The sequence below is a fragment of the Micromonospora sp. NPDC005087 genome, assembly GCF_042872965.1.
GTDB lineage: Bacteria > Actinomycetota > Actinomycetes > Mycobacteriales > Micromonosporaceae > Micromonospora.
In genome coordinates, this window is sequence record NZ_JBIALB010000012.1 from 190,389 (window position 1) to 212,524 (window position 22,136).

The 22,136-nt window shown below is 70.0% G+C and carries 24 protein-coding genes and 1 pseudogene; 7 read left to right on the forward strand and 18 right to left on the reverse strand.

Annotated features, from left to right (window positions below):
- The first annotated feature begins 153 nt into the window (after positions 1-153).
- The gene (locus ACFYPS_RS25715; protein WP_354965770.1) at positions 154-867 is read left to right on the forward strand and encodes a hypothetical protein; all 714 of its coding nucleotides are present in this window, start codon (positions 154-156) and stop codon (positions 865-867) included.
- A gap of 234 nt (positions 868-1,101) precedes the next feature.
- On the opposite strand, the gene ACFYPS_RS25720 is transcribed toward ACFYPS_RS25715, so the two are convergent.
- Positions 1,102-1,491, reverse strand: a complete 390-nt coding sequence (locus ACFYPS_RS25720) for a RidA family protein (RefSeq protein ID WP_354965771.1) — start codon at positions 1,489-1,491, stop codon at positions 1,102-1,104.
- A 115-nt stretch (positions 1,492-1,606) separates the two neighbouring features.
- Between ACFYPS_RS25720 and ACFYPS_RS25725 the strand changes: the two are divergent.
- Positions 1,607-1,843, forward strand: a pseudogene (locus ACFYPS_RS25725) (SAM-dependent methyltransferase); the annotation flags it as partial.
- Positions 1,844-1,879: 36 nt separating this feature from the next.
- Here the strand turns inward: ACFYPS_RS25725 and ACFYPS_RS25730 are convergent.
- The 16 genes from ACFYPS_RS25730 to ACFYPS_RS25805 form a co-directional block, all read right to left on the reverse strand.
- On the reverse strand, positions 1,880-2,239 hold the full coding sequence (locus tag ACFYPS_RS25730; protein ID WP_387327605.1) for a hypothetical protein: 360 nt from the start codon (positions 2,237-2,239) through the stop codon (positions 1,880-1,882).
- 112 nt (positions 2,240-2,351) lie between these two features.
- Positions 2,352-3,521 carry a hypothetical protein gene (locus tag ACFYPS_RS25735; protein WP_387327608.1) on the reverse strand — a complete coding sequence of 390 codons (1,170 nt, stop codon included), beginning with the start codon at positions 3,519-3,521 and terminating at the stop codon, positions 2,352-2,354.
- Positions 3,518-4,033 (reverse strand): SigE family RNA polymerase sigma factor, encoded by a 516-nt coding sequence (locus ACFYPS_RS25740; protein WP_387327611.1) that lies wholly within the window; start codon positions 4,031-4,033, stop codon positions 3,518-3,520. Before ACFYPS_RS25740 ends, ACFYPS_RS25735 begins: the two co-directional genes overlap by 4 nt.
- 172 nt (positions 4,034-4,205) lie before the next feature.
- Positions 4,206-5,195 (reverse strand): DMT family transporter, encoded by a 990-nt coding sequence (locus ACFYPS_RS25745; RefSeq protein ID WP_387327614.1) that lies wholly within the window; start codon positions 5,193-5,195, stop codon positions 4,206-4,208.
- The gene (locus tag ACFYPS_RS25750; protein WP_387327616.1) at positions 5,192-6,622 is read right to left on the reverse strand and encodes an aldehyde dehydrogenase family protein; all 1,431 of its coding nucleotides are present in this window, start codon (positions 6,620-6,622) and stop codon (positions 5,192-5,194) included. Before ACFYPS_RS25750 ends, ACFYPS_RS25745 begins: the two co-directional genes overlap by 4 nt.
- The gene (locus tag ACFYPS_RS25755; RefSeq protein ID WP_387327619.1) at positions 6,619-7,794 is read right to left on the reverse strand and encodes a Glu/Leu/Phe/Val dehydrogenase dimerization domain-containing protein; all 1,176 of its coding nucleotides are present in this window, start codon (positions 7,792-7,794) and stop codon (positions 6,619-6,621) included. Before ACFYPS_RS25755 ends, ACFYPS_RS25750 begins: the two co-directional genes overlap by 4 nt.
- Entirely contained in the window at positions 7,791-9,401 is a 1,611-nt protein-coding gene (locus tag ACFYPS_RS25760; protein ID WP_387327622.1) for a 5-guanidino-2-oxopentanoate decarboxylase, read from the reverse strand. The genes ACFYPS_RS25755 and ACFYPS_RS25760 overlap by 4 nt, the downstream gene beginning before the upstream one ends.
- 12 nt (positions 9,402-9,413) lie before the next feature.
- Positions 9,414-10,223: an SDR family oxidoreductase gene (locus tag ACFYPS_RS25765; RefSeq protein ID WP_387327625.1), complete on the reverse strand. Its 810-nt coding sequence runs from the start codon at positions 10,221-10,223 to the stop codon at positions 9,414-9,416.
- The gene (locus ACFYPS_RS25770) at positions 10,220-12,319 is read right to left on the reverse strand and encodes an acetate--CoA ligase family protein (RefSeq protein ID WP_387327628.1); all 2,100 of its coding nucleotides are present in this window, start codon (positions 12,317-12,319) and stop codon (positions 10,220-10,222) included. Before ACFYPS_RS25770 ends, ACFYPS_RS25765 begins: the two co-directional genes overlap by 4 nt.
- Entirely contained in the window at positions 12,316-13,485 is a 1,170-nt protein-coding gene (locus ACFYPS_RS25775; RefSeq protein ID WP_387327630.1) for an acyl-CoA dehydrogenase family protein, read from the reverse strand. The genes ACFYPS_RS25770 and ACFYPS_RS25775 overlap by 4 nt, the downstream gene beginning before the upstream one ends.
- A gap of 65 nt (positions 13,486-13,550) precedes the next feature.
- Entirely contained in the window at positions 13,551-14,678 is a 1,128-nt protein-coding gene (locus tag ACFYPS_RS25780; protein ID WP_387327633.1) for an ABC transporter ATP-binding protein, read from the reverse strand.
- A gap of 24 nt (positions 14,679-14,702) precedes the next feature.
- The gene (locus ACFYPS_RS25785; RefSeq protein ID WP_387327636.1) at positions 14,703-15,506 is read right to left on the reverse strand and encodes an ABC transporter permease; all 804 of its coding nucleotides are present in this window, start codon (positions 15,504-15,506) and stop codon (positions 14,703-14,705) included.
- The gene (locus ACFYPS_RS25790) at positions 15,503-16,432 is read right to left on the reverse strand and encodes an ABC transporter permease (protein ID WP_387327639.1); all 930 of its coding nucleotides are present in this window, start codon (positions 16,430-16,432) and stop codon (positions 15,503-15,505) included. The genes ACFYPS_RS25785 and ACFYPS_RS25790 overlap by 4 nt, the downstream gene beginning before the upstream one ends.
- Complete coding sequence (locus tag ACFYPS_RS25795) at positions 16,429-17,484, reverse strand: ABC transporter substrate-binding protein (protein WP_387327642.1); 1,056 nt, start codon at positions 17,482-17,484, stop codon at positions 16,429-16,431. Before ACFYPS_RS25795 ends, ACFYPS_RS25790 begins: the two co-directional genes overlap by 4 nt.
- Before the next feature lie 282 nt (positions 17,485-17,766).
- Positions 17,767-18,405 carry a TetR/AcrR family transcriptional regulator gene (locus ACFYPS_RS25800; RefSeq protein WP_354965786.1) on the reverse strand — a complete coding sequence of 213 codons (639 nt, stop codon included), beginning with the start codon at positions 18,403-18,405 and terminating at the stop codon, positions 17,767-17,769.
- Positions 18,406-18,683: 278 nt separating this feature from the next.
- Positions 18,684-19,301, reverse strand: a complete 618-nt coding sequence (locus ACFYPS_RS25805; RefSeq protein WP_387327645.1) for a DUF2249 domain-containing protein — start codon at positions 19,299-19,301, stop codon at positions 18,684-18,686.
- A 54-nt stretch (positions 19,302-19,355) separates the two neighbouring features.
- Here ACFYPS_RS25805 and fdxA point away from each other — a divergent pair, with 54 nt between their 5' ends.
- The 4 genes from fdxA to ACFYPS_RS25825 are packed head-to-tail and all read left to right on the forward strand — an operon-like array spanning position 19,356 to position 21,178.
- Positions 19,356-19,712, forward strand: a complete 357-nt coding sequence (fdxA, locus tag ACFYPS_RS25810) for a ferredoxin (protein ID WP_354965788.1) — start codon at positions 19,356-19,358, stop codon at positions 19,710-19,712.
- A 5-nt stretch (positions 19,713-19,717) separates the two neighbouring features.
- The gene (locus ACFYPS_RS25815) at positions 19,718-20,383 is read left to right on the forward strand and encodes a helix-turn-helix transcriptional regulator (protein ID WP_387327648.1); all 666 of its coding nucleotides are present in this window, start codon (positions 19,718-19,720) and stop codon (positions 20,381-20,383) included.
- Positions 20,380-20,805: a hypothetical protein gene (locus ACFYPS_RS25820; protein ID WP_387327651.1), complete on the forward strand. Its 426-nt coding sequence runs from the start codon at positions 20,380-20,382 to the stop codon at positions 20,803-20,805. Before ACFYPS_RS25815 ends, ACFYPS_RS25820 begins: the two co-directional genes overlap by 4 nt.
- Positions 20,806-20,845: 40 nt before the next feature.
- Positions 20,846-21,178, forward strand: coding sequence for a cupin domain-containing protein (locus ACFYPS_RS25825; RefSeq protein ID WP_354965791.1), 333 nt, complete (start codon positions 20,846-20,848; stop codon positions 21,176-21,178).
- A 20-nt stretch (positions 21,179-21,198) separates the two neighbouring features.
- On the opposite strand, the gene ACFYPS_RS25830 is transcribed toward ACFYPS_RS25825, so the two are convergent.
- Positions 21,199-21,873, reverse strand: a complete 675-nt coding sequence (locus tag ACFYPS_RS25830; protein WP_387327654.1) for a hypothetical protein — start codon at positions 21,871-21,873, stop codon at positions 21,199-21,201.
- Between the two features lie 42 nt (positions 21,874-21,915).
- On the opposite strand from ACFYPS_RS25830, the gene ACFYPS_RS25835 reads away from it, so the two are divergent.
- The coding region (locus tag ACFYPS_RS25835) for a transposase (RefSeq protein ID WP_387327657.1) at positions 21,916-22,136 on the forward strand (221 nt) is incomplete at its 3' end.

Here is a 22,136-nt window from a genome sequence, read left to right on the forward strand (position 1 = left end):
ATACGCCCCGTGCAGGTCACGAGCTCGCCGGCCGGGCGGGCGTACACCGCCAACATGGTCAGAGACCATTCATCCCACCCCGTCCCAATGCGAGGGAGGCCCGAGGCACTAGCATTGCCGCGGTCCGGGACGGCTCTGCTGAAACGAGGCGAAATGCGGTGGCTGCGGCGGTTGCTGGGCGGCGGGCGGGTCCAGCTTGATCCCGAGCGGCAGCAGGCGCTGCTACGGGACGTCCAGTACCGGTACGGCGCCCACGCGCAGATCCGGTTTTCCGAGCAGGTCGAAGCGGTCACCGCACTGCTGAAGGGCGACGACGGCTTGGTGGTGGCAGCCCGGATCGTGAGCCAGGTCGCCGACGAGGCCCATGCGGACCTGCAGGCCCAGGCCCACGACATACACCGCCGGACGGGCCGGCGGCTCCTGGTGCACCGCCGGAACTCCCGGCCGCTGTGGAAGGAGGCCGGCCCGGCCCTGCGGTGGCCACTGTTCGCGTTGCCGTGCGGCTTCCACCCGTACGCGCAGGTGGCCGCCGCGGTCGCCGTCGTCGGCGACCATGCGGGGCGGCTCGACCGGGTGACCGACCCGAACCCACTCGTGACCCGCGTGTTCGAGGTGCTCGACCTCACCACCGCCGGTTGGGAGTACGGGCGGGTGCGGGTGGACACCGACGCCGCCGCCCTGGCCGATCGACTGATCTCGACCGCCGGGCAGGTCCTCGCAACCATGGACGACCCTCCCCGGCTGCCACCTCCGGTCCGTGAGCTGATGCGCCGCAACAACACCCTCGACGTTCATGACCCGACCGGCCCTCGGGTGGTAGGTGCGATCAACCTGGGTGCGAAGATGCGAGAGCGCCTCCTGGTCTGACCTCCGCTTCCCAGAAGGGGCCAAGGCGGAGCACCGCCGATCAGCTGAATCGTGCCGTGAATTGGTCCAACTCGCTGACCTCGTCAGACATTGTTGAGCACTAATCTGGGCCGGTGCAGGACCAGCGGCCGGTGGAGCCAACGTTCCGCGGAGCGTCCCGCCGCCTGCTCGTGGATGGGCTGGTCGGACACTTCGACGACGCCTCCCGTTCCCCCAGGCCTGGTGCGCGGGCCGCTACGTGGTGGCTCGCCGTGCGTACACCTCGATTTCGATCTTCATCCGAGGGTCGGCGAGGCCGCACACGAGCATCGTGGCGGCTGGCCGGACCTCGCCGAAGGCGCGACGCAAGGTCGGCCAGCAGGGCTCGAAGTCGGCCCGTTCGGGCAGCAGATAGCGCACCCGGACCACATCGGCGAAGGTGCACTTCGCCTCGGTCAGCGCGGCATCTATGTTGCGCAGGCACTGCTCGGCCTGCTCCACCACGTCGTCGGAAATCGTCATGGTGGCGTAGTCGAAGCCGGTCGTCCCGGACACATGCACCCAGTCGCCATCGACCACGGCGCGGGCATAGCCGATCTGCTCCTCGAACGTCGAGCCGCTGAGGATGGAACGTCGCTCTGTCATGCGCCGAACACTAGGTGACCGGCACAGGGGGGCGAGGCAGCTGTGCCCCGGGGCAGCACACGACGGTACCCCTCGGCGCGCATCCGAGATGGTTCCTATAGTCACCCGGTGACCATTGAGCAGGTTCGGGCGAGCCATGGCCCCGTCCGGAACGTTGGTGCTGGGCTTCTTCGACGGTGACGAGGTCGCGGCCTTCGACCACAAGGTCGTGACCGCCTATCGCTGGCCCGTCGACGAGCTCTCCGAGCGACTGACGCGCGCCGGCTTCACCGAAGTTGAGCGCCTGCACCGGCCCGCCGACGGCACTCATCGGCCGCACGCCGCCATCGCTGCCATCGCCACCGAAGGCTGAGCCGAGCGGATCGCCTCGAACTACTCCACGCGTTGCCTACCGCAGCCACCGCAGTGCGGCATCGGCAGTGTCCTCAGGGCTGCTGTTGAAGGCGATGGCCGCCCGGGGCGCGTGCTGCCGAACAAGGTTGACCACCTTCTCGAAGAACTCGAGCAGAGGCTCATGCTTGCGGATACCGCCCCCCACCACCACGCAGGCGTAGTCCTTCCCGGTCAGAGCCTCAACGATCGCTCCCTCGGCGTTCTCGTCGGGTACCACCAGGCACATGTCGGCCTCGATGCCATGATCAGCGAAACGGGCCTGGCCGCGCGCGATCGCCGCTACGACCGGTTCAGGATCCCAGCCAGGAATCCGGACGGGATCGAGACCAATCACCAACACTCGCCCCGGTGCCATGCATGCTCCTTCTTCGTCCACCCGATGCTGCCACAGGTGGTGCCAGGCGTGCTCGGTCCCCGGCCGCCGCAGCCGACACCAGTGCCAGCGGCAGGGACCGAGCGCGCGACCTTCAGCGGTGGCAGCGCCACACCAGCGGCCGGTACACCTGGTTCTCGTAGACCGCGCCGACCACGGTCAGACCGTCGTCGCTGATCCCATTGGCCGTGTACGTGCCCGCCTCGGTCGCCCGGACCTCGGGCCGACCCGGCAACCGGCGGGACGTGCCGTCCGGGGCGACGACCAGCGGTGCGCCGTCGCCGACCAGCAGGTCGCCGTTGCCGGCGATGCCGGCCGCCCCGGGGAACGGCAGCAGGTTCACCGCCCCGGTCGTGAGATTCCAACGTACCGGCAGCATCTGCACGGCGCCGCCCTGCTGCCCGCCCGGAACCATGCCGATCGCCCATTCGCCGTGCGCCGAGTCGACCGATGCGCGCGGGTAGCCGTCGGGCACCGCGAGCGCCGCCCCGCGGCCCTGCGGCGTCCACCGGTAGGGCAGTTGGCCCATCGCGCCTACGACAGTGCCGTCCTCGGTGATGCCGGTCGCGGTGGATCCCGGCCGTCCGACGAGTCGGTACTCCTGCGGGCGGTCCACCGACCACAGCACGGCGTGGTGCGAGTCGCCGGCTCCGCTGGCGGTGCCGGCGATGTCGCCCCGGCCGTTGACCGCGTGCACGAGGACCGCGTGGTAGCCGGGTGGGGTGGCCAGGAAGCGCAGCTTTCCATCCCGGTAGACCCAACCGGTGCCGTCGCCGTTGGTGCCGACCACGACGCCGTCAGCGTTGACCGCGGCCGCGTGCCGCGCCCCGGCCGGCAGGACGCCTGCCCGGCCGTCGGTCCACCGGACGACCCGCCCGTCCTCCCGCCCGGTGCCGATGTCGCCGACGATGTACCGGCCGGTGGGGTCGACGCCGTTCGCCACCGCGACCGAACCGTCGATCGGCTGCGGCAACCACGACGCCTCGCAGGTGACCGGTGAGACCGGAGCGGTCGACCTGGTCCCGGCCGGTGAGTCCGCGAGGGCCGGCGTGGTCGGAGCCGGCCCACCGACGGCCCCGGTGAGCTGGACCGCGCCGACGACGCCGAGCCCGGCCAGCACCGATACTGCGGCGATCCCGCCGACGCGGCGGCGCTGGCGGCGACGCCGGCCGTCGCGGATGGCGCGGCCGACGTCAACCCTCGGCTCGGGAACCGGCGCCGATCGCAGCAGTTCGGCGATTCGTTGGTCGTCCAACGTGGTCATCTTGCGTTCCTCCCGGACATCTCGGTGACGTCGAGCACCTGGCGGACCGCTGCCAGCGCCCGAGCCGTCTGCGACTTCACGTTGCCTTCGGAGCAGCCCATCGCGGCGGCTGTGTCCGCCAGCGACAGGTCGCGCAGGAACCGCAGGACCAGCACGGTGCGCTGGCCCCGGGGGAGGTGGGCGAGCGCGGCGACGAGGCTGTCCCGCTCGGCCAGCTCGTCCTGCGGGGTGACCGGCGGGCGCTCTGGAGCTGGCACCGACCCCAGCAGCTGGACCTTCGCCCAGCCCAACCGCTTCTCGTCGACGAGCTTGTGGACCAGCATCCGGTGCACGTACGCGTCGACGTTGTCGGCCCGGCTCACCCGCCGCCAGTTCACGTACAACGCCGTGATCGTCTGCTGTACCACGTCGTCCGCCAGATGCGCGTCGCCGCACATCAGAAACGCGGTCCGATGCAGGCTCGGCAGTCGCGCTGACACGTACTCCACGAACTCATGCTCGGCATCCACCATCGAGGCTCCCTCCTCCGCAAGCTCGACGGGTCCGGGCGACCACCAGGTTGCGTCCACGCCGAAGTTCGAACCACGATCAGCCCTCGGTGGCGGTCGGGAAACCACGTCGGTCAGGTTTCGTCCCCTGGCGGCGGTCGCAGATTGCGGGCGGGTGCGACAGTGGCCTGGCCCGTCATGGTCTCCTACCTTCCAGCTGCCGCCCCGGCGGTGTCTGACGAGGCGCGCGGGCAGCGCCCGGTCGCCGTCGCGACGAGAACATGGACGCTGCCGGCGGTCCCGGCGCCGGTCGACGGGTCGTCACCACAAACAGCATCGCGACCAGTACCAGGGACCCGCCGGCGACGCCGCGTAGGTCGAGGGTCTCGCCCCACAGCGCGAACCCGAAGAACGCCGCCCACACCGGTTCCAGCACCATCAGCACCGCCGCCCGGGCCGCGGACACGTGCGCCTGCGCCCACGTCTGCACCAGCATCGCGACCGCTCCGGCGACGACTGACAGGTAGAGGAACGACAGCAGGTCGCCCCACTGTGGGCCGTGCAGGCCGTCCGCCGCCCCGATCGCCAGAAAGCAGACTCCCATGGTGAGCAGCTGCACGAAGGTGAGCGGGTAGGCCGTACCCGCCGACGTCCAGTGGCCGAGGGCGAGGATGTGGACGGCGTACAGCAGTGCCGCCACCATGGTGAGCACCTCACCGAAGCCCAAGGCGTAGCCCCGTAACGACATCGCCGCCACTCCGGCCGTAGCCACAACGGTTGCCAGCACGGTCAGCCGGTCCGGGCGTACCCGCAGCAGCAGCGCGCCGAGCAGCGGCGTGAACACGACGTACATGGACACGACGAAGGCCGAGACGGTCGCGGCGGTGTGCTTCAGGCCGACGAACTGCAGCAGTTGGCCGGCGCAGTAGACCAGGCCCAGCGCGATGCCGATCAGGGCGCCACGCCGGTCCAGCCGCAGGATGGCCCTCGGGCGTACCAACCCCACCACCAGCGCGGCGAGCAGAAAGCGCAGCGCGAGGTAGTCGGTGACCGCGATCCGGGTGAGCAGGTCCTTCGACAACGAGAACGTGGAGCCCCAGATCACGGTGACCCCGACCAGCGCCAGCGCTGCGGAGCTGAGTGCTCGTCGGTGCGGCGGTCCGGGCGTGACCGCCTGCGCTGTCACCATTGCACCGACTTGGTCTCCAGGAACTCCTCGATGCCCCACCGGCCCAACTCCCGGCCGTTGCCGGACCTGCGGTAGCCACCGAACGGCGCGACAGGGTTGAAGGTCCCGCCGTTGATGTCGACCTGGCCGGTTCGCATGCGACGAGCGAAGGCGAGCGCGCGGTCCTCGTCGGCGGCCCACACCGCCCCGGCGAGGCCGTACGTCGTGGCGTTGGCCATCGCCAGGGCCTCGGCCTCGCTGTCGTACCCCTGCACAGTGAGGACCGGGCCGAACACCTCCTCGAGGACGATCTCCGCGTCGGGCCGCACGTTGGTGAGCACCGTGGGCCGCACGTAGTGGCCCCGGTCGAGGCCGTCGGGTCGCGCGTGCCCGCCCGCGGCGACGACCGCACCGGCTTCGACTGCCCGGGCCACGAAACCCAGGACGGTGTCCCGCTGGGCGGCCGAGACGACCGGTCCGATGGCCGTGGCGGCGGCGGTCGGGTCTCCCACGACGAGGCGCGCCGTGGCCTGCCCGGCCACGACGACCGCATCGGCCAGCAGGTCGGCCGGCACCAGCAGCCGCGACCAGGCGCTACAGGTCTGGCCGGAGTTCAGCATCGCGGACTCGACGGTGGCCGTCACGGCGGTGGCCAGGTCCGCACCGGGCAGTACGACGCTCGCCGACTTCCCGCCCAGCTCGAGGCAGACCCGCTTGATGGTGGGTGCGGCCAGCGCCGACACGCGGGCGCCGACAGCGGTCGACCCGGTGAAGGACAGCACGTCGATTCCGGGATGGCCGGCCAGGGCCTCCCCCACCACCCGACCCGCCCCGGGCACCAGGTTGAACACGCCGGGTGGCAGGCCAGCGTCCGCGGCGGCGTCGGCAAGCAGGTACGCCGACAGCGGGGTCAGCTCCGCGGGTTTGAGTACGACGGTGCTGCCCGCCACGAGTGCACCACCGACCTTGGCCAGCACCTGGTAGAGCGGGTAGTTCCACGGGGTGATGCACGCGGCGACCCCGGCCGCTTCCCGCAGCACCAGCGAGTTGCCTACCCGCTCCTGCCACACCACGTCCGGCGCCGCGGTCAGGTAGCCCGACAGAACCGCGAGGCCGCTGTCGACGTGCGCCTGCTCGGCGACCGTCCGGGGCGCGCCGACCTCGGCGATCGTGGTTTCGACCAGCAGGTCCCGCCGCGCATCGAGCACCTTCAGCCAGCTGGTGAGCAGGTCTACCCGCTCGTCGACCGGTCTGGTCGACCAGTCGACGAAAGCCGCCGTGGCCGCGGCGACCGCATCGTCGACCTCACCCACGCCGGCATCCGCGGCGGCGCCGATGGGCTCTTCGCTCGCCGGGTTGTCGACCGCGACGGTCCGTCCGTCACGCGTGGGCCGCCAACGGCCACCGACGAACACCTCCGCCCGGTGCCACTCCGCGCGGCTCACCCGGTCACTCCGGCGCGCTCGGTCACCGCCTCGGCATTGCGCCGCGCCAGTTGCAGGGCACATGCACGCAGGGTGCGGCCGGTGCGATCGGCCTCGACGCTGACGGCCTCGACCAGCCGGCGCATGGTGCTGTCGATCTTCGAGTAGGACGAGGCGGCGGTCGGCTCGATGTCACCGAAGACGATCCACCACCACCACGCGTTGGTCATCACGTTCGCCAAAAAGTCGGGGACGACCGGGATGCCCCGTGTCACCAGGGCGGCCTCCGCCTCCGGGAGGGTGGGCATGTTCGCACCCTCGACCACCACCCTGGCCGTGATGCGGGATGTGTCGGCCTCGGTGATGACGTACGACATCGCCGCCGGGACCAGCAGGTCGCACGGGACGTCGAGCCAGGCCTCACGCGGGCCGGTGCGGTCCTCCGGGCGAAGCACCGCCCGGTCGATCACGCCGAGACCGTCGCGGGCGCCAAGGAGCAGTTCGACGTCCAGGCCGGCGTCGTTGCGGATCAGCCCGTCCCGGTCCGCCACCGCGATGACCCGGACCCCTGCGGCGGCCAGATAACGGGCGACCGCACCGCCGATCGAGCCGAAGCCCTGCACCACGGCGGTCACCCGCTCATGGTCCAGGCCCATGCGTTCGGCGGTCACCAGGCACGCCTGGGCGACACCGTACCCGCCGACCAGGTCGGCCAGGCAGAGGCCGTCCACGTTGACGGCGAACGCCTCGGCCAGCCGCTGCCGTGCGGCGTCGGCATCCGGGAGGATGGCGAACACGGCCTCCACGGTGGAGGCCAGACCGAGATCGGCGGCGACCTTGTCGAGGGTCTCCTGGCGTAGCCCGAAGTCCTCGCCGGTGTTCCACTGCTCCTTGACGATCGGACGTACCGCGGCGAGGAACCGGCGTAGAACCTCGGGTGCCTCCGGGTCGCCGGGGTCGATGTCGATACCGCCCTTACCCCCGCCCAGCGGGAGGTAGCGGTCGGCCGGGTCGTAGACCAGCGACTCCTTGCGGGTCATGCCCTGGGCCAGGCCGCGAACCTCGTCGAGGGTGCAGCCGTCGCGCAGCCGCAGGCCGCCGCTGGCCAGGCCGCGGATCAGGGTGTCGATCACCACGTAGCCTTTCCGCGACGTGACGGGGTCTGTCCAGGTGATCTCGAGTAGCGAGCTCATGCGAGTGGTCCTTCGGAGGCGATGGCGGCGGGGTCGTGGTGCTTGAGGTGGATCACCGTGGGCCGGTCGGCGGCGAGGGCCTCGCGGACCGCGGCGGTCAGCGTGCCGGGGTCGTCGAGGGTGACCCCGTGGCAGCCGAGGGCACGGCCGAGGGCGGCGAAGTCCGGTGCGGTGAACGTGACCGCGTGCACCGGATCACCGCGATCGACCATCTCGTTGCGGATCTCGCCGTAGCCGCTGTTGTCGACGACGACGACCGGCAGCGGCAGGCCGAGGGCGGCGGCGGTGGCGAGCTCGGCGACGGTGAACATGACGCCGCCGTCGCCGAGCAGGGCGACGACCGGCCGGTCCGGGTGTCCGACCTTGGCCCCAACCGCGGCGGGAAGCCCGTAGCCGAGGGTGCCGTATCCGGTCGGGTACAGGAACGACGAGGGCCGGTAGGTCGGTAGGTTGGCCAGCGCGCCGTAGTAGCAGACCATCGCGCTGTCGGCGCTGACCACCGCGTCACGGGGCAGCGCGGCGGCGAGCGCCTCAATGACCGGTAGCCATTCCGCTCCCTCGGTCCGCGCCTCCTTGAGCTTGCGCTGCCGCCACCGGCGGGCGGTTTCGACGGCCGCCGGGGCGGTGCTGGTCGCCGGGAGAGCCGCCAGCAGCGCACGCACCGCGGGCGCCGCGTCCGCGATCAGGACGATGTCCGGTACGGCGTTGGTGACCGCGCCGACCGGATCGATATCGACCCGGATCAGCCGGCCGTTGAGCGGTAGGGGACCGTTCCACAGGTCCGAGGGTGCGAGCTCGGTACCGACGGCGAGTACCGCGTCGGACTCGGCCACCAGGTCACGCACCGACGGCAGGTGTATCCCGGCGCCGAGCGCGAGAGGGTGGTCCTCGGCCAGCACTCCCTTACCGTTGGTAGTGGTGACCACCGGAGCGCCGAGGCGTTCGGCGAGCAGTCGCACCTCCTCCCCCGCCCGACGTGCACCACCGCCGGCGAGGATGACCGGTCGGTGCGCCGCGGCCAGCCGGTGCGCCGCGGCGGTGATCTGTTCGGCCAGCGGGGCCGGCCGGGGCACCTGCACGGGCCGGGGAATGTCCACCGCGCCGGTCTCGGAGAGGACGTCGAGCGGCACCTCAAGGTGCACGGGTCGGGGTCGACCCGCCGTCATGGTGGCGAACGCCTGGGCGACCGCGATCGGGATCTCGGCGACGCTGGCGGCCCGGATGCTCGCGGCGGCCACCGCGGCCAACGCGGCACCCTGGTCCCTGGTCTCGTGCAGGAGTCCGTTGCCGAGGCCCGGATGGCGTAACGGCAGGCCGGGCGACACCAGCAGCACCGGCACTGAGTCGGAGTAGGCCTGGCCGACCGCGGCGGCCGCGTTGAGCACCGCCGGGCCGCTGGTCACGACAGCCACCCCCGGCCGGCCGGTGGTACGGGCGTAACCGTCGGCGGCGTAGCCCGCGCCCTGCTCGTGGCGGTGGCTAATGTGCCGTACCCCCTGCTCGGCGAGGTGGCGGTAGATCTCCAGGTTGTGGGTGCCCGGGATGCCGAACACGGTGTCGACGCCGTGGGCGACGAGGGCGGCGACGAGCGCCTGACCACCGGTCATCTGCGTCATGGTCTACCGCCCGGCGGAGGAGTTGGCGTACACGACCTTGCCGAGCCACTGGCCGCCGTCGACGGAGAGCACGTCGCCGGTCACGTAGCCCGCGCGCCGCTCGTCGAGGAGGAACGCGGCGGACTCGGCAACCTCCTCCGGCCTGGTGAACCGACCCGCCGGCACGCTGCCGAGCACCCGGGCCCGGTCCTCGGCCGTTGGCCACAGTGCCGCGCCGGCGCCTTCGGTCTCCGTGGGGCCCGGCGCGATGCAGTTGACCCGGATCCCGCGGGCGCCCCACTCGGCGGCGAGGGTGCGGGTCATGGCGAGGACGCCGCCTTTCGCCGCGGCGCTGTGCACGGTGCCGGGATGGCCGTGCCAGGCGTAGCTGGCGATCACGTTGAGGACCGCTCCACCGCCCGCCGCCAGCATGTGCGCGGCCGCGGCGCGAGTGCAGTAGAAGGTGCCGTTGAGGACGATGTCCACCACCGCTCGCCAGCCGTTGGGCGACAGATTCTCCGCCGGGCAGACGAAGTTGCCCGCCGCGTTGTTCACCAGGGCGTCCAGTCGCCCGTGGTCGGTCACCACCCGGTCCACCGCCGCGGTCACGGCATCGGGGTCGCGCACGTCGCAGCAGGCCACACCGGCCTGGACGCCGTACTTCTCGGCCATCCGGGCGGTCTCCTCCAGCGGCTCGCGGCGGCGCCCGAGCACCACGACCTCGCCACCGCCGGCGGCGTACCGCAGGGCAATCGCCCGGCCGATGCCGGAACCGCCGCCGGTGACCAGCGCGACCTTGCCAACGAATTCGTTGTACGGCGATGTGCCGATCATTGGTTTGCTCCTGTCAGTACCGGATCGGGTGCCACGTCGTCACTGGGGAGCGCGGTGAGCACCAGAGCATCCACCGCCAGAGCGCCGTCGGGGGCTATCCGCAACGGGTTGATCTCGCACTCCACCACGTCTGGTTCCTCGGCGAGCAGGCGGGACACGGCGGCGACAACCCGGGCGGCGGCGTCGACGTCGACCGGCGGGCGGCCCCGCCAGCCCTGCAGCATCGGGTAGGCGCGCAGGGATTCGAGCATCCGCTTGGCCTGCCCCTCGCTGACCGGCGCCAGGGCGAGTTGCACGTCGCGGTACAGCTCAGCCTGCACGCCGCCGAGCCCGACCAGCACGAGCGGACCGAAGGACCGATCGCGTCGGGCGCCGACGATCAGTTCGACCACGTCGGGCCGGACGTCCATTTCCTCGAGTACGTAGCCGCCGGCACCCAGTCGTCCGGACATGTCGGTGAACGCGCCGACGGCCGCTTCGCCGTCGGCCAGTCCGACGACGACGCCCCCGACGTCGGATTTGTGCTCCAGCCAGTCAGCCTTGAGCACGAAGGGCCCGGTCATCGCCGCCGCGGCGACGCGGAGGTGGTCCGCCGACGCGACGGCCGACGCCCTCGGGTACGGCACGCCGTGCCGGGCGATGCGATCGCGTCCGTCGAGGTAGAGCGCGGCCTCGCCCACCGTCACGGCGGCGGGCGCGGCCTCCCTGAGCTGGTCAGGGACGCGGTCGAAGAGGTTGGCGGCGAGTCCCAGGGAGCGGGCCACCCCGTCGATGGTGTGCAGCGTGGGCACCGCCTGAGCGCGCATGGACTGCACGGCTTCGGAGTCATGGCTCATGCTGTGCACGACGACCGGCCGTTCGTGGCGGCGGACCGAATCGGCCAGCATCTCGACGACCTCGAGTTCCCGGTCCACCAGTGCGGGGGTGTCCGAGCCGTACGACCCGAAGTAGCCGGACAACACCACGGCGTCGACCTCGTCGCTGGCCAGTAGCATCTCGACAATCCGGGAATAGGTGTCCAGGTCCTGCTCGCCGGCGCCGGCCAGGTCCACGGGGTTGGCCAATGCCGCGGCGGCTGGCAGGACTGCCGCGAGCGCGTCGGAGAGAGCCGGGGACAATCGCGGCACCGTGAGCCCTTCGCGGCACAGGATGTCCGCGGCTAGGGCGCCCTGACCGCCGCTGTCGCTCACGACGGCGACCCGGTGGCCGCGCGGCAGCGGGCTGCCCACGAGCAGATGCGCGAGGTCGATGGCCTGCGCCGGGGTCTCGACGAGCAGTGCTCCGGCGGCACGGCAGGCGGCGGCAACCACGTCGGTCGACACGGTCAGCGCTCCGGTGTGCGAGCGGGCCGCGATCCGGCTGGCCTCGCTGGTACCCACGGTGAGCACCACGACCGGTTTGCCGGCCGCGCGCAGCCGGGCCATGGTGGCGACGAGGTCCCGCCCGGAGGCGAAGCTCTCCAGGTACAGCACGACCGCCTTGGTCGGCTGATGGTCGACGAGGTCTTCGAGCAGGTCTGCCGCGGTGACGTCGACCTGGTTGCCGACCGAGACGAATCGGGAGACGCCGAGGCCGGCGTGCGCGGCCAGGCCGGCGATCTCCAGACCGAGCTGCCCGGACTGGGAGACGATGCCGAGGCTGCCGGGGTGAAAGCTGCCCCAGGCGAGCTCGAGCTGGTGTTCGGCGTCGTAGAGGCCGAGGCAGTTCGGGCCGACCAGCCGGGCCCCTGCCGCGCGGATGCGGGCCGCCAGCCGGCGTTCGAGGCCCGGTTCGCCGTGTACGGCATCGATCCCGGCGGTGATACCGAGGAACCCTGTGGCCCCCAGCGCCAGCGCCTCGTCGACCACGGCCGGGATGCTGGCCGCGGGCGCGCACAGCACCACGAGTTCCGGAGGCTCCGGCAGGTCGCGCAGCGAAGCGTAGGACTGAACTCCCTCAATCGTCGGGGACTTCCCGTTCACCAGGTACACCGAGCGGCGGTCGGCGCCACGCATCGCGCCCCGAGCGAGCCAGTAACCCCACTTCGCCGGGTCGCCGGAGGCACCGACCACGGCCACGCAGCGGGGATCGGAGAAGACCGACAGCGAGGCGCTCATTTCTTCTGCGCCAGGGAGCGGGAGATGATCAGCCGCTGGATGTCGGAGGTGCCCTCCTCGAGTTCCTCCAGCTTCGCGTCGCGCAGCCATTTCTCCACCAGGTACTCACGTGAGTAGCCCCAGCCGCCGTGGGTCTGCAGTGCGGCGTTGGTGACCCAGGTGGTGTTCTCCGAGGCGGTGACCTTCGCGATCGCCGATTCCGCCGCCACGTGCTCGCCAGCGTCGAACAGCCGGGCGGCTCGCATCGTGACCAGGTGCGAGATGTCCGTCCGGGCGGCCATGTCCGCGATCCGGAACGCCACGGCCTGGTGCTCGATGATCGGCTTACCGAACTGGACGCGCTCGTGGGCGTACGTGATCGTCGCGTCGAGCGCGGCCCGGGACAGCCCGGTCGCACCGGCGCCGATCAGAATGCGGGACGCGTCGAACGTACGCATCAGGCCGTAGAAACCCTTGCCCTCCGCGCCGAGCCGGTGCCCGACGGGTACCCGCACGTTGTCGAGGAAGATTTCGGCGTTGACGATGCCCCGCTGACCCAGCTTCTTCATCGGATTTCCGATGGCGACGCCGGGCGTGTCCCGCTCGACGAGGAAGGCGGTCACGCCTCTCGCCCGCAGCGCGGGGTCGACGGTCGCGAACACCACGATCCACTGCGCGTAGGGGGCGTTGGAGATCCAGGTCTTCTGGCCGTTGAGGACGTAGTGGTCGCCGTCGCGCACCGCCCGTGTCTGGATGGCGGCGGAGTCGGACCCGACACCGGGCTCGGTGACCGCGACCGCGGTGACCGGCGGCTGCTGACTGGCGAGTGGGGTGAGCCAACGCTTGCGCTGCTCCTCGTTGCCCAGTTCCAGTACCGGCCCGGCGAAGAACGCGCTGGACGTCAGGAAGTTGCCGATGCCGATGTCGCCGTAACACAGTTCCTGCTGTACCAGGCACTGGGTGACCAGGTCGCTGATACCGCCGCCGCCGTACTCGGCCGGCAGCATGTACGAGGCCAGGCCGACCCTGGCCGCCTTGGCCCACAGGTCGAGCGGGGACTCGGTGTCGGCCTCGTCGACCTCACGGGCACGAGGGCGGATCTCCCGCTCGGCGAAGTCACGGGCGAGCGCGACGAACTCGCGCTGCTCCTCGCTCAGTTCGATGCCGTCACGGATGCTGCGGGTCATGGTGCCTCCTTGCAGGGTTCAGCGGACGGCCCTCCCAGGTAGGGCCGTCGACGTACGGGACCAGGTCAGTTGACGCTTGCGGCGCGGTCCCCGCCATTGATGTCGTCCTGGACGACGAGCGAATGCTCGCGATGCCAGTGGGCGAGCACCGCAAGGCCGGGCTGCGGGGTGAACCGCCCCCGGGTGGCGGCGCGGGCCACCAGGTTCCGACCGTCCGGAAGGGTGATCTCGACGCGCAGCCCGCTGCCGAGGTAGACCACGTCGCGGACGACCCCGTCGACGGCGTTGTCCTCGGCGGGCAGATCGGTGCCGGGCTCGGCAAGCTGCACGTGCTCGGGCCGCACGACGAGCGCGGAGCCGCTGCGGGCCGTGTCCGCGATGGCGAACACCGCCTTCGAGGCCTCGTCGACGAACTTCTGCCCGTCACTGTGGCCGGCGAATATGTTCGACTCGCCGAGGAACTCCGCGGCGTAGCGGCTGGACGGCCGCTCGTACAGCTCTTCGGGTGTGCCGACCTGGACCAGCGCGCCGTCGCGCAGGACCGCGATCCGGTCGGACATCGCCAGCGCCTCCTCCTGATCGTGGGTGACGAAGACGACGGTGGTGCCCAGCTCCCGGTGCAGTCGTTTGATCTCAAGCTGGAGCTGTTCGCGTAGCCGCTTGTCGAGCGCGCCGAGCGGTTCGTCCATCAGCAGCGCCTGCGGCTGGAAGACGATGGCACGGGCCAGGGCCACCCGCTGCTGCTGCCCGCCGGACAGTTGGGCGGGCCGCCGCTTGCCCAGGTGGCCGAGTTCCACCACCTCAAGGGCCTGCTGCACCCGTCGGACAACCTCGCTGCGGCCCACCGTCCGGCGGCGGCGCAGCGGGAAGGCGACGTTGTCGAAGACCGACATGTGCGGGAACAGCGCGTAGTGCTGGAACACCATGCCGAGATTGCGCTTGTGTGAGGGCACTCTGGTGAGGTCGCGGCCGTCCACCTGGATGCGCCCCGCGTCGGCGTCGATGAAGCCGGCGATGATGTTGAGCAGCGTCGACTTCCCGGACCCGCTCGCGCCGAGCAGAGTGAGGAACTCGCCGGGCCGCACGTGCAGGCTCACGTCGTCGACCGCGGTCATGCCGCTGTAGCGCTTGACCACGTTGACGATGTCGATGGATGTCCCTGCGCCGCCGAGTTCTGCGAGCTGATTGTTCATGGCGTGGTGTCCTTTGGCAGAAGGTCAGGCTCGGTTGAGGCGGCGGTTACGCAGGGCGCGTGCCAGACCGACCGAGGCGAACAGGGCCAGGGTGACGAGCAGCAGCATCGTCGAGACGGCGGCGACGGTCGGATCGATCTGGACCCGGACTCCGCTCCACATCTGCACGGGCAGCGTCGTCAGTTCCGGACCGGCCAGGAAGATGCTGGTCACCACCTCGTCGAACGACGTGATGAAAGCGAACAGGGCTCCGGCCAGCACACTGGGCGCGATGATGGGCAGGGTGACGCGGAAGAAGGTGCTCAACCGTCCAGCTCCCAGGCCCGACGCGGCCATTTCGAGCCTGCGGTCGAAGCTCACCAGCGCCGCCGATACGTTGATCACCACGAACGGCACCGCCAGCGCGGTGTGCACCAGCACGAACCCGAGCGTCGTCTGAGTGAGCCCCAGTCGCAGGAAGGCGGCGTACACCGCGAGCCCGACGATCACGTAGGGCACCAGCACCGGCGCGAGCACGAGACCACTCACCGCCGCTCGCAGCGGGTAGCGGCCGCGCACCATCGCCAGGGACGCCAGCACGCCGAGCACGACGGACAGGGCGGTGACCAACAATCCGATCTGGACGCTGTTGAGGGTGCTGGAGATCCAGGTCTGATCCTGGAAGTAGCTCTCGTACCAGCGCAACGACCACTTCTCGGGAGGGAACGCCAGGAACGAGCTGTCGTTGAACGAGGTCGGGACGACGACGAACACCGGGGCGACCAGGTAGATCCCGGTCAACGCCACCAGCCCGGTCAACGCCGCGCGGACCACGGTGCGTGAGGTCATCGCCCACCCGCCACGAACTTGTCGATCTTGACGATGCGAGAAACCAGGAGCAGCAGCACGCCGGTGACCACGAAAAGCACGACCGCCAGTGCCGACGCGAAGCCCCACCGCAGCACGGCCGAGAGTTGCTGCACGATGAGTTCGCCGATCATCATGTCCTGCGGGTTGCCGAGCAGCGCCGGCGTGACGTAGAACCCGATTGAGGAGATGAACACCAGCAGGCTGGATGCGGCGACGCCGGGCACGGTCAATGGGGCGTACACCCGCCAGAACGCCGACACCGGTCGCGCGCCGAGTCCTTCGGCGGCCTGGACGAGCCGCCGGTCGATGCCGCGCATGGTGGCGAACATCGGCAGTACGGCGTACGGCAGCATCACCTGGACCACGCCGATCACCACGCCGGTGGACGTGCGAATCATCGCGATGGGCTCGTCGATGATGCCGACACTGATCAGGGTCTGGTTGACCACCCCGGTGTCGCCGAGCATCAGCACCCAGGCGAAGGTGCGGACCAGCAGGCTGGTCCAGAAGGGCACCAGGACGGCCACCAGCAGCACGCCGCGCCAGAACGGTGAGGCGAGCGTCATCAGGTAGGCGTAGGGAAAGCCGAGGAGCAGGGTCACCAGGGTGACCAGCCCGGAGATCCGGAACGTGTTGACCAGGACATCGACGTAGACGGGTGAGGCGAAGAAGTCCCGATAGTTGTCCAAGCCGGTGACCGGGTCAGTGAAGCTGCGCGCGAGCACCAGGACCAGCGGGGCGACGTACACCGCCAGCAGGAAGAGCACCAGGGGAAGCAGCAGCAGTCCCCACCCGTCGAAGATCCCACGCCTTCGCCCGTACGGCTGCGAAGGGGCCGGGGAGCCGGGGTCCGCGCCCCGGCTGCCCGATGCCACTCCGTCCGGCGCGGACGCCACCACGCTCACTTGACCGCCCATTCGGTGAGCCGCTCTGTCACGCTGTCGTAGTGCTCCGCCCAGTAGGAGTAGTCGATGATCACTGAACGCTTCGCGGCGTTCTCCGGCGACGTCGGCAGCTCCTTGGCCACCGCCGGGTCGATGTGTTCCAAGGCAGCCTTGTTGACCGGCGCGTACGCGGTGGCATTGGAGTAACCCGCCTGACCCTTCGCATCCATGAGGTAGTGGGCCAGCCACTCCTGCGCCTGGGCCGCCTGCGGGGAGCCCTTGGGAATGACGAACTGGTCGTAGGCGACCATGTGCTCGTTCCACTCGTTGGCCACCGGCTGGCCGGCCTTGGCCGCGGAGTAGATCCGCCCGTTCCAGGCCTGGATCAGCGGAGCCTCCCCGGTGGAGACCACCTGTTGCTGCTGCTCACCGGTCTCGTAGAAGACAATGTCCTTCTTGATCGTGTCGAGCTTGCGGAAGGCGCGATCGATGTCCAGCGGGTAGAGGTTCTCGGGCTTCACCCCGTCGGCCAGGAGCGCGGCCTCGAACATGGCGCCGGTGGCGTACCTCCAGAAGCCCCGCTTGCCGGGGAACTGCGCGGTGTCGAAGAACTCCGCCCAGGTCGTCGGGTGCCGATCGGCGAAGGTCTTGGTGTTGTACGCGATGGTGAACGCGTACTCCAGGGTCGGCACGGCGCAGTCGGTGACCTCCACCGGGTTGACCTGCGACGTGTCCACCTTGGCCTTGTCGAGCTTCTCCGCCCAGCCGTTGGAACAGGCGGTCTTGGCGAAGTTCGGCTCCACCTCGACCACGCCCCAGCTCACCTTGCCCGACTCGACCTGGGCGCGGAACTTCGCGTAGTCGGTGGGAGAGTCCTGCTTGACCGTGACACCGTTCTGGTCCGCCCACGGCTGGACCGCCTCCCGCACGTGGGTCTTCTGATCCTCGCCGCCCCACATGACCACGGTCAGCGACTTGCCACTGGCCCCGCCGGCGTCTCCACCACATCCGACCAGGGCGACCACGGCACCCGCCGCGACACCGGCAGCGAGGACCCGCTTCGGAACGTGCACTAGTCCCCCAAATTTGATTGGCGCGTCAGTTATATGAGCACGATCCTGTGAGGCGAGTCACGACGTGTCAAGGGGGTCTTCGGGGGTTTCTGGCGCCGAAGCGCGTCTGATTCAGGGAAAGCCTTGAAGATCACCGATAGCTGGGTCGATCGACCCGCACGGCAAAACGCCACCCCGCACATCGGAGCGGGGCGGCGTGTCCGCGGGGAGAAGCGCGGCCAGCGCGGCGGCGACAACGCCCGGGCGGAGTGCGCCGGCCGAACCGGGCCGGGCGGGCGCGGACTACGGGCGCGGTACGGACACCGGGGCGTGGGTACCGGGTGACTGTGACGGAGCCTCGAGAGTGCGCAGCATTTCCTCGCAGGCGGCACGCATCCGGGCCACGGTCAGGCTCTTTGATCCAAGCAGCACCTGGAGACTGAGCCCGTCGATCATGCCGATCAGACCGTTGGCGAGCAGCACCGGATCGCCCTCGCGGAAGTACGCGGCGGCCTGCCCGTCGCGGATGATCGCAGCGACCGTCCGCCGCCACTCGCCGTAGACCCGCTCGTTCAGGTCCTGCAGGTCCAGGTCGTGCAGAGCCTCCACCCACAGCTCCGCCCACACGTGCCACGCACGCACGGTGACTTCGTCGGCCGGCAGATACGACTCTACGAACGCACGCAGCCTGTCCCGTGGGTCGGGGTGCTGCTCCATGAGCGGCGCCCGCCGTCGCAGGGACTGGGCGAAGTTCCATTCGAACGCCGCGTGCATGAGGTCACGCTTGGTGTCGAAGTAGTAGTGCACGGTACCGGTGCTGGTCTTCGCGCGCCGGGCCACATCGGCTACGCGCAGGGACTTGAAGCCGATCTCGGAAAGGACCTCGCAGGCGGCCGCGAGGATCTGACCCTTGCGCTCCGCCTCCACGCTCACTCGCGCCATGGGCCCCATCCATCCGTCTGGCCGACCAAGCAGTCCCCAAACCACCAATACTGACGCGTCAGTCAAACATCTCCAGTGAGCAGCCGCAAGCAGCGCCCGCCCGACACGGTGAGCACTCCGAGCCGACCGGGCCAATTGTGGAAGACCGGCCGACGGGCCGCCAGTGGCGACGCCGAATCGCGATGGCGCCGCTCACCTCCGGCCGTCGGGACGTTGACGAGCGGCCGTCCGCGACATCGAGGCGGATCACGAACCCTCAGGTCACACTGGCCCACTCATCAGTCGGCCCGCCGCACCGTGGTGTCCACGAGAAGAGCCTGTCGGCGCTGGTGGACGGTGAAGTAGCGCAGTCCGTCCGGCCCGCTGGTGAACTGACGGCGCGACCGCCGGGGCAGCCACACCAGGGCGCCGGACCGCAGGTCCACGACGCCGCCTTCGGTGGCGAGCTGCCCGGACCCGGCCAGGACGTGGATGAGGACATCGAGGTCCGGGCCGGCGTGCTCGTCGATGACGCCGCCGGGCGGCAACGCGATGATGTTGGCGTCCAGGTCCCGTTCGCGCGCCTGCAACTTCCACACCGCCCCGGTCACATCCGGCTCACCGGTGAGCTCGGCGAGGCCGGTCGTGTCGACGAGAGTCCGGGGAAGCGGCGTACTGGTGAGCTTGGTGATCCGGATCCGCCAGTTGCGGGGCTCCCGTGCCAGGTACTCCCAGCCGACGCTGTCGGGGTGGTCAGCCTCGAACTCGTTGCGCAGGTGCCTGGGGTCGTGGTCGTTGACGAGCACGAACGACCCGTTCGTCGGCAGCTCGGCATAGCGGGCGAAGATCGTCGGGTGCTTGTCGGTCTTGCGAAGTTGCCGTACGTCGAGCTCTGACTCCGTGCTCTTCTGCTCCATCTGGTTCCTCCCACCCATGGGTTTATACAAGCCGAACTTGTGTAAACTATAGGCATGACGTACGTGATCGGTGAACCCTGCGTAGATGTGATCGACCGCGCATGCGTGGAAGAGTGCCCGGTGGACTGCATCTACGAGGGGGCCCGCAGCCTCTACATCCAGCCGGACGAGTGCGTCGACTGCGGGGCCTGTGAGCCGGTCTGCCCGGTCGAGGCCATCTACTTCGAGGACGATCTGCCCGAGCCGTACCGTCCGCACCTCGCCGACAACGAGGCGTTCTTCGTCGAGACCCTGCCGGGCCGCGACGGGCCCCTGGGCTCGCCGGGCGGTGCCGCGAGGATCGGCCCGCTGGGGGTGGACACGCCGATGGTGGCGAATCTCCCGCCGACGAACGCCGCACAGGAAGGGTGAGAATCATGGCGACCGAGTCCGAGCAGCCGGCGGGGCCACGTCTGCGGGTCCTGCGGGTGCTGAACGCGGCGATCGCCCCGCTGAGCATCGTGGCGATCGCCGGCCAGTTGGGCGTGCATCCGAACACCGTCCGGTTTCACCTGGACACCCTGGTCGGTCAGGGCCGGGTCGAACGTGTGGTACCCGAGCAGAACCGCCCCGGCCGTCCCCCGCTGCTGTTCCGGGCGGTGCGAAGGATGGACCCGGCCGGGCCGCGGCAGTACCGGGTGCTGGCCGAGATACTCGCGTTGAGTCTCGCCGGCGACGCTGATCCCGATGCGAAGGCGATCGAGGCCGGTCGCCGGTGGGGCCGACAGATCGCCTCGTCCACCGACGACGACGGGGCGGGCGGGAAAGCGGCGCCGGTCGACCATCTGATGTCGTTGCTGGAGACGATGAACTTCGCTCCTGAACGGCGTGACGCCGACGGGCAGGTACGGATCGGTCTGCGGCACTGCCCCTTCCTCGAACTCGCCGAATCCCAGCCCCACGTCGTCTGCCCGGTCCACCTGGGGCTGATGCGAGGTGCCATGGACGCCTGGCAGGTGCCGGTCATGGTCGACCGGCTGGAGCCGTTCGTCGAGCCCAACCTGTGCCTCACCCACCTCACGGTCACCGGGGCAGCCCGATGAACGCCGCCGCGGCGGTCGCGGTCGCGGTGAGCTTCGTCTGGTTGGGCATGGTGCTGGCCATCTCGTTCATCGAGGCGCCGCTGAAGTTTCGTGCCCCCGGCGTGACCGTGCAGATTGGGCTGGGCATCGGTCGGCTGGTCTTCCGTGTCCTCAACGCCATCGAGGTCATCCTCGGCATGACCATCCTGGTCGCGTTCGCGTTGAACCCGCCGCCAGCGCGGGCGCTCGCGGCCATCATGGTCGCCGTCGCCGTCCTGCTGGTCCAGCTGCTGGCTGTCCGGCCGCGGCTGGCTCGGCGCTCCCGCGCCGTGTTGGCGGGCGAGAATGCACCACGCTCGCACGCTCACTACGCCTACGTTGCCCTTGAGCTGGTCAAGGTGGTCGCCCTGCTCGCGGGCGGCGTCCTCCTGCTGGCTCTCTGACCCAACGCGTTGATCCCGGACGAGACGAAGGGCTCTATCGATGAAGTCGACCTCCCTCCCCACACTGGCGGAGGAACAGCTGACCTTGGCTCGAGAGGCGCACAGCGGCCGATCGGCCCACACCATCCACGGCGGCCACGACCAGGCACTCCGCCATACCGTCCTGGCTCTGCTCGCCGGGCGTGAGTTGGCCGAACACAGCAGCCCGGGCGAGGCGACCTTGCTGGTCCTACGCGGCCACGTCCGGCTCACCACGTCGACCGAGGCATGGGAGGGCAGGGACGGTGACCACGTCGCGATCCCGCCACAGCGGCACGCCCTGACCGCGGTCGAGGACTCAGTCGTGCTGCTGACCGTCGTGAGCCCGCGATAGACCTGCACGATCGCCCATGTCTACTTGACCTGCGGCCAGCCGTTCGCCGCTGTGAAGAGGGCCTCGGTGAGTTCGTCCCACTGCCGGAGCCGGGGCATCTCCTGGCCGAGGGCCCCCGCGAGGAAGCGGAAGTCCTCTTTCAAGACGTCGATCGTCCTCATGTAGGTGTGCGCGTCCAGCGACTTCAGCGTGAACAGCGTCGCGTCCGCGATCTGTTGCACGTTGAAGAGGTGCTCGGAGCCGTGCGGGATCAGGGTCCGCATGATGTCGGTCTTCGCTCGGTGGACGTAGCGGATCACGTGTGAGGCCGGGTCAATGCGGATCATCTCGGCGGCGACGCCGGCGTTCTTGGGCACGAGGAACGCCTGGAAGGCCAGGTATTCCGGTACGGCCTCGGTCCACTCGCGGAGCCGTCGGATGAAGCGCTGTTCGATGATGTGATCCAGCTCGAACAGGTACCCGAAGCCGGACACCTTGCGGACCTTCTTCTGCATCTCGTTGTACTGGTTGATGCCCATCTTCGCCACGGTGTCGTAGTGGCCCAGCATCGCCGTCGTGAGGGTCACCCGGCCTGGCAGCCGGCCGTGGGCCGCCTTGATGATGGTGCGGTAGTCGTCGCCCAGGTGCGCCTTGAGGTAGGCGTGCACCCACTGACGTGTCGTGCCGAGCAACCAGTCCAGCGGTGTGTCCCGCACCGGGTTTGATGGAGACATCGAAACCTGGGAGGAACACCAGCGATGCCCGCACCGAAGAAGTACAACGATGAGCTGCGTGAGCGTGCGACCCGGTTGGCGGTCGAGGCCCGCCGGGATCCGGCGTCGGCGGTCGGAGCGATCCGGCGGATCGCCGGCCAGCTCGGGGTTCATCCGGAGGCGTTGCGTACGTGGGTGAAGAAGGCCGAGACCGACGCCGGTGACCGGCCGGGCACCACCAGCAGCGACGCGGAACGCCTCGCGGC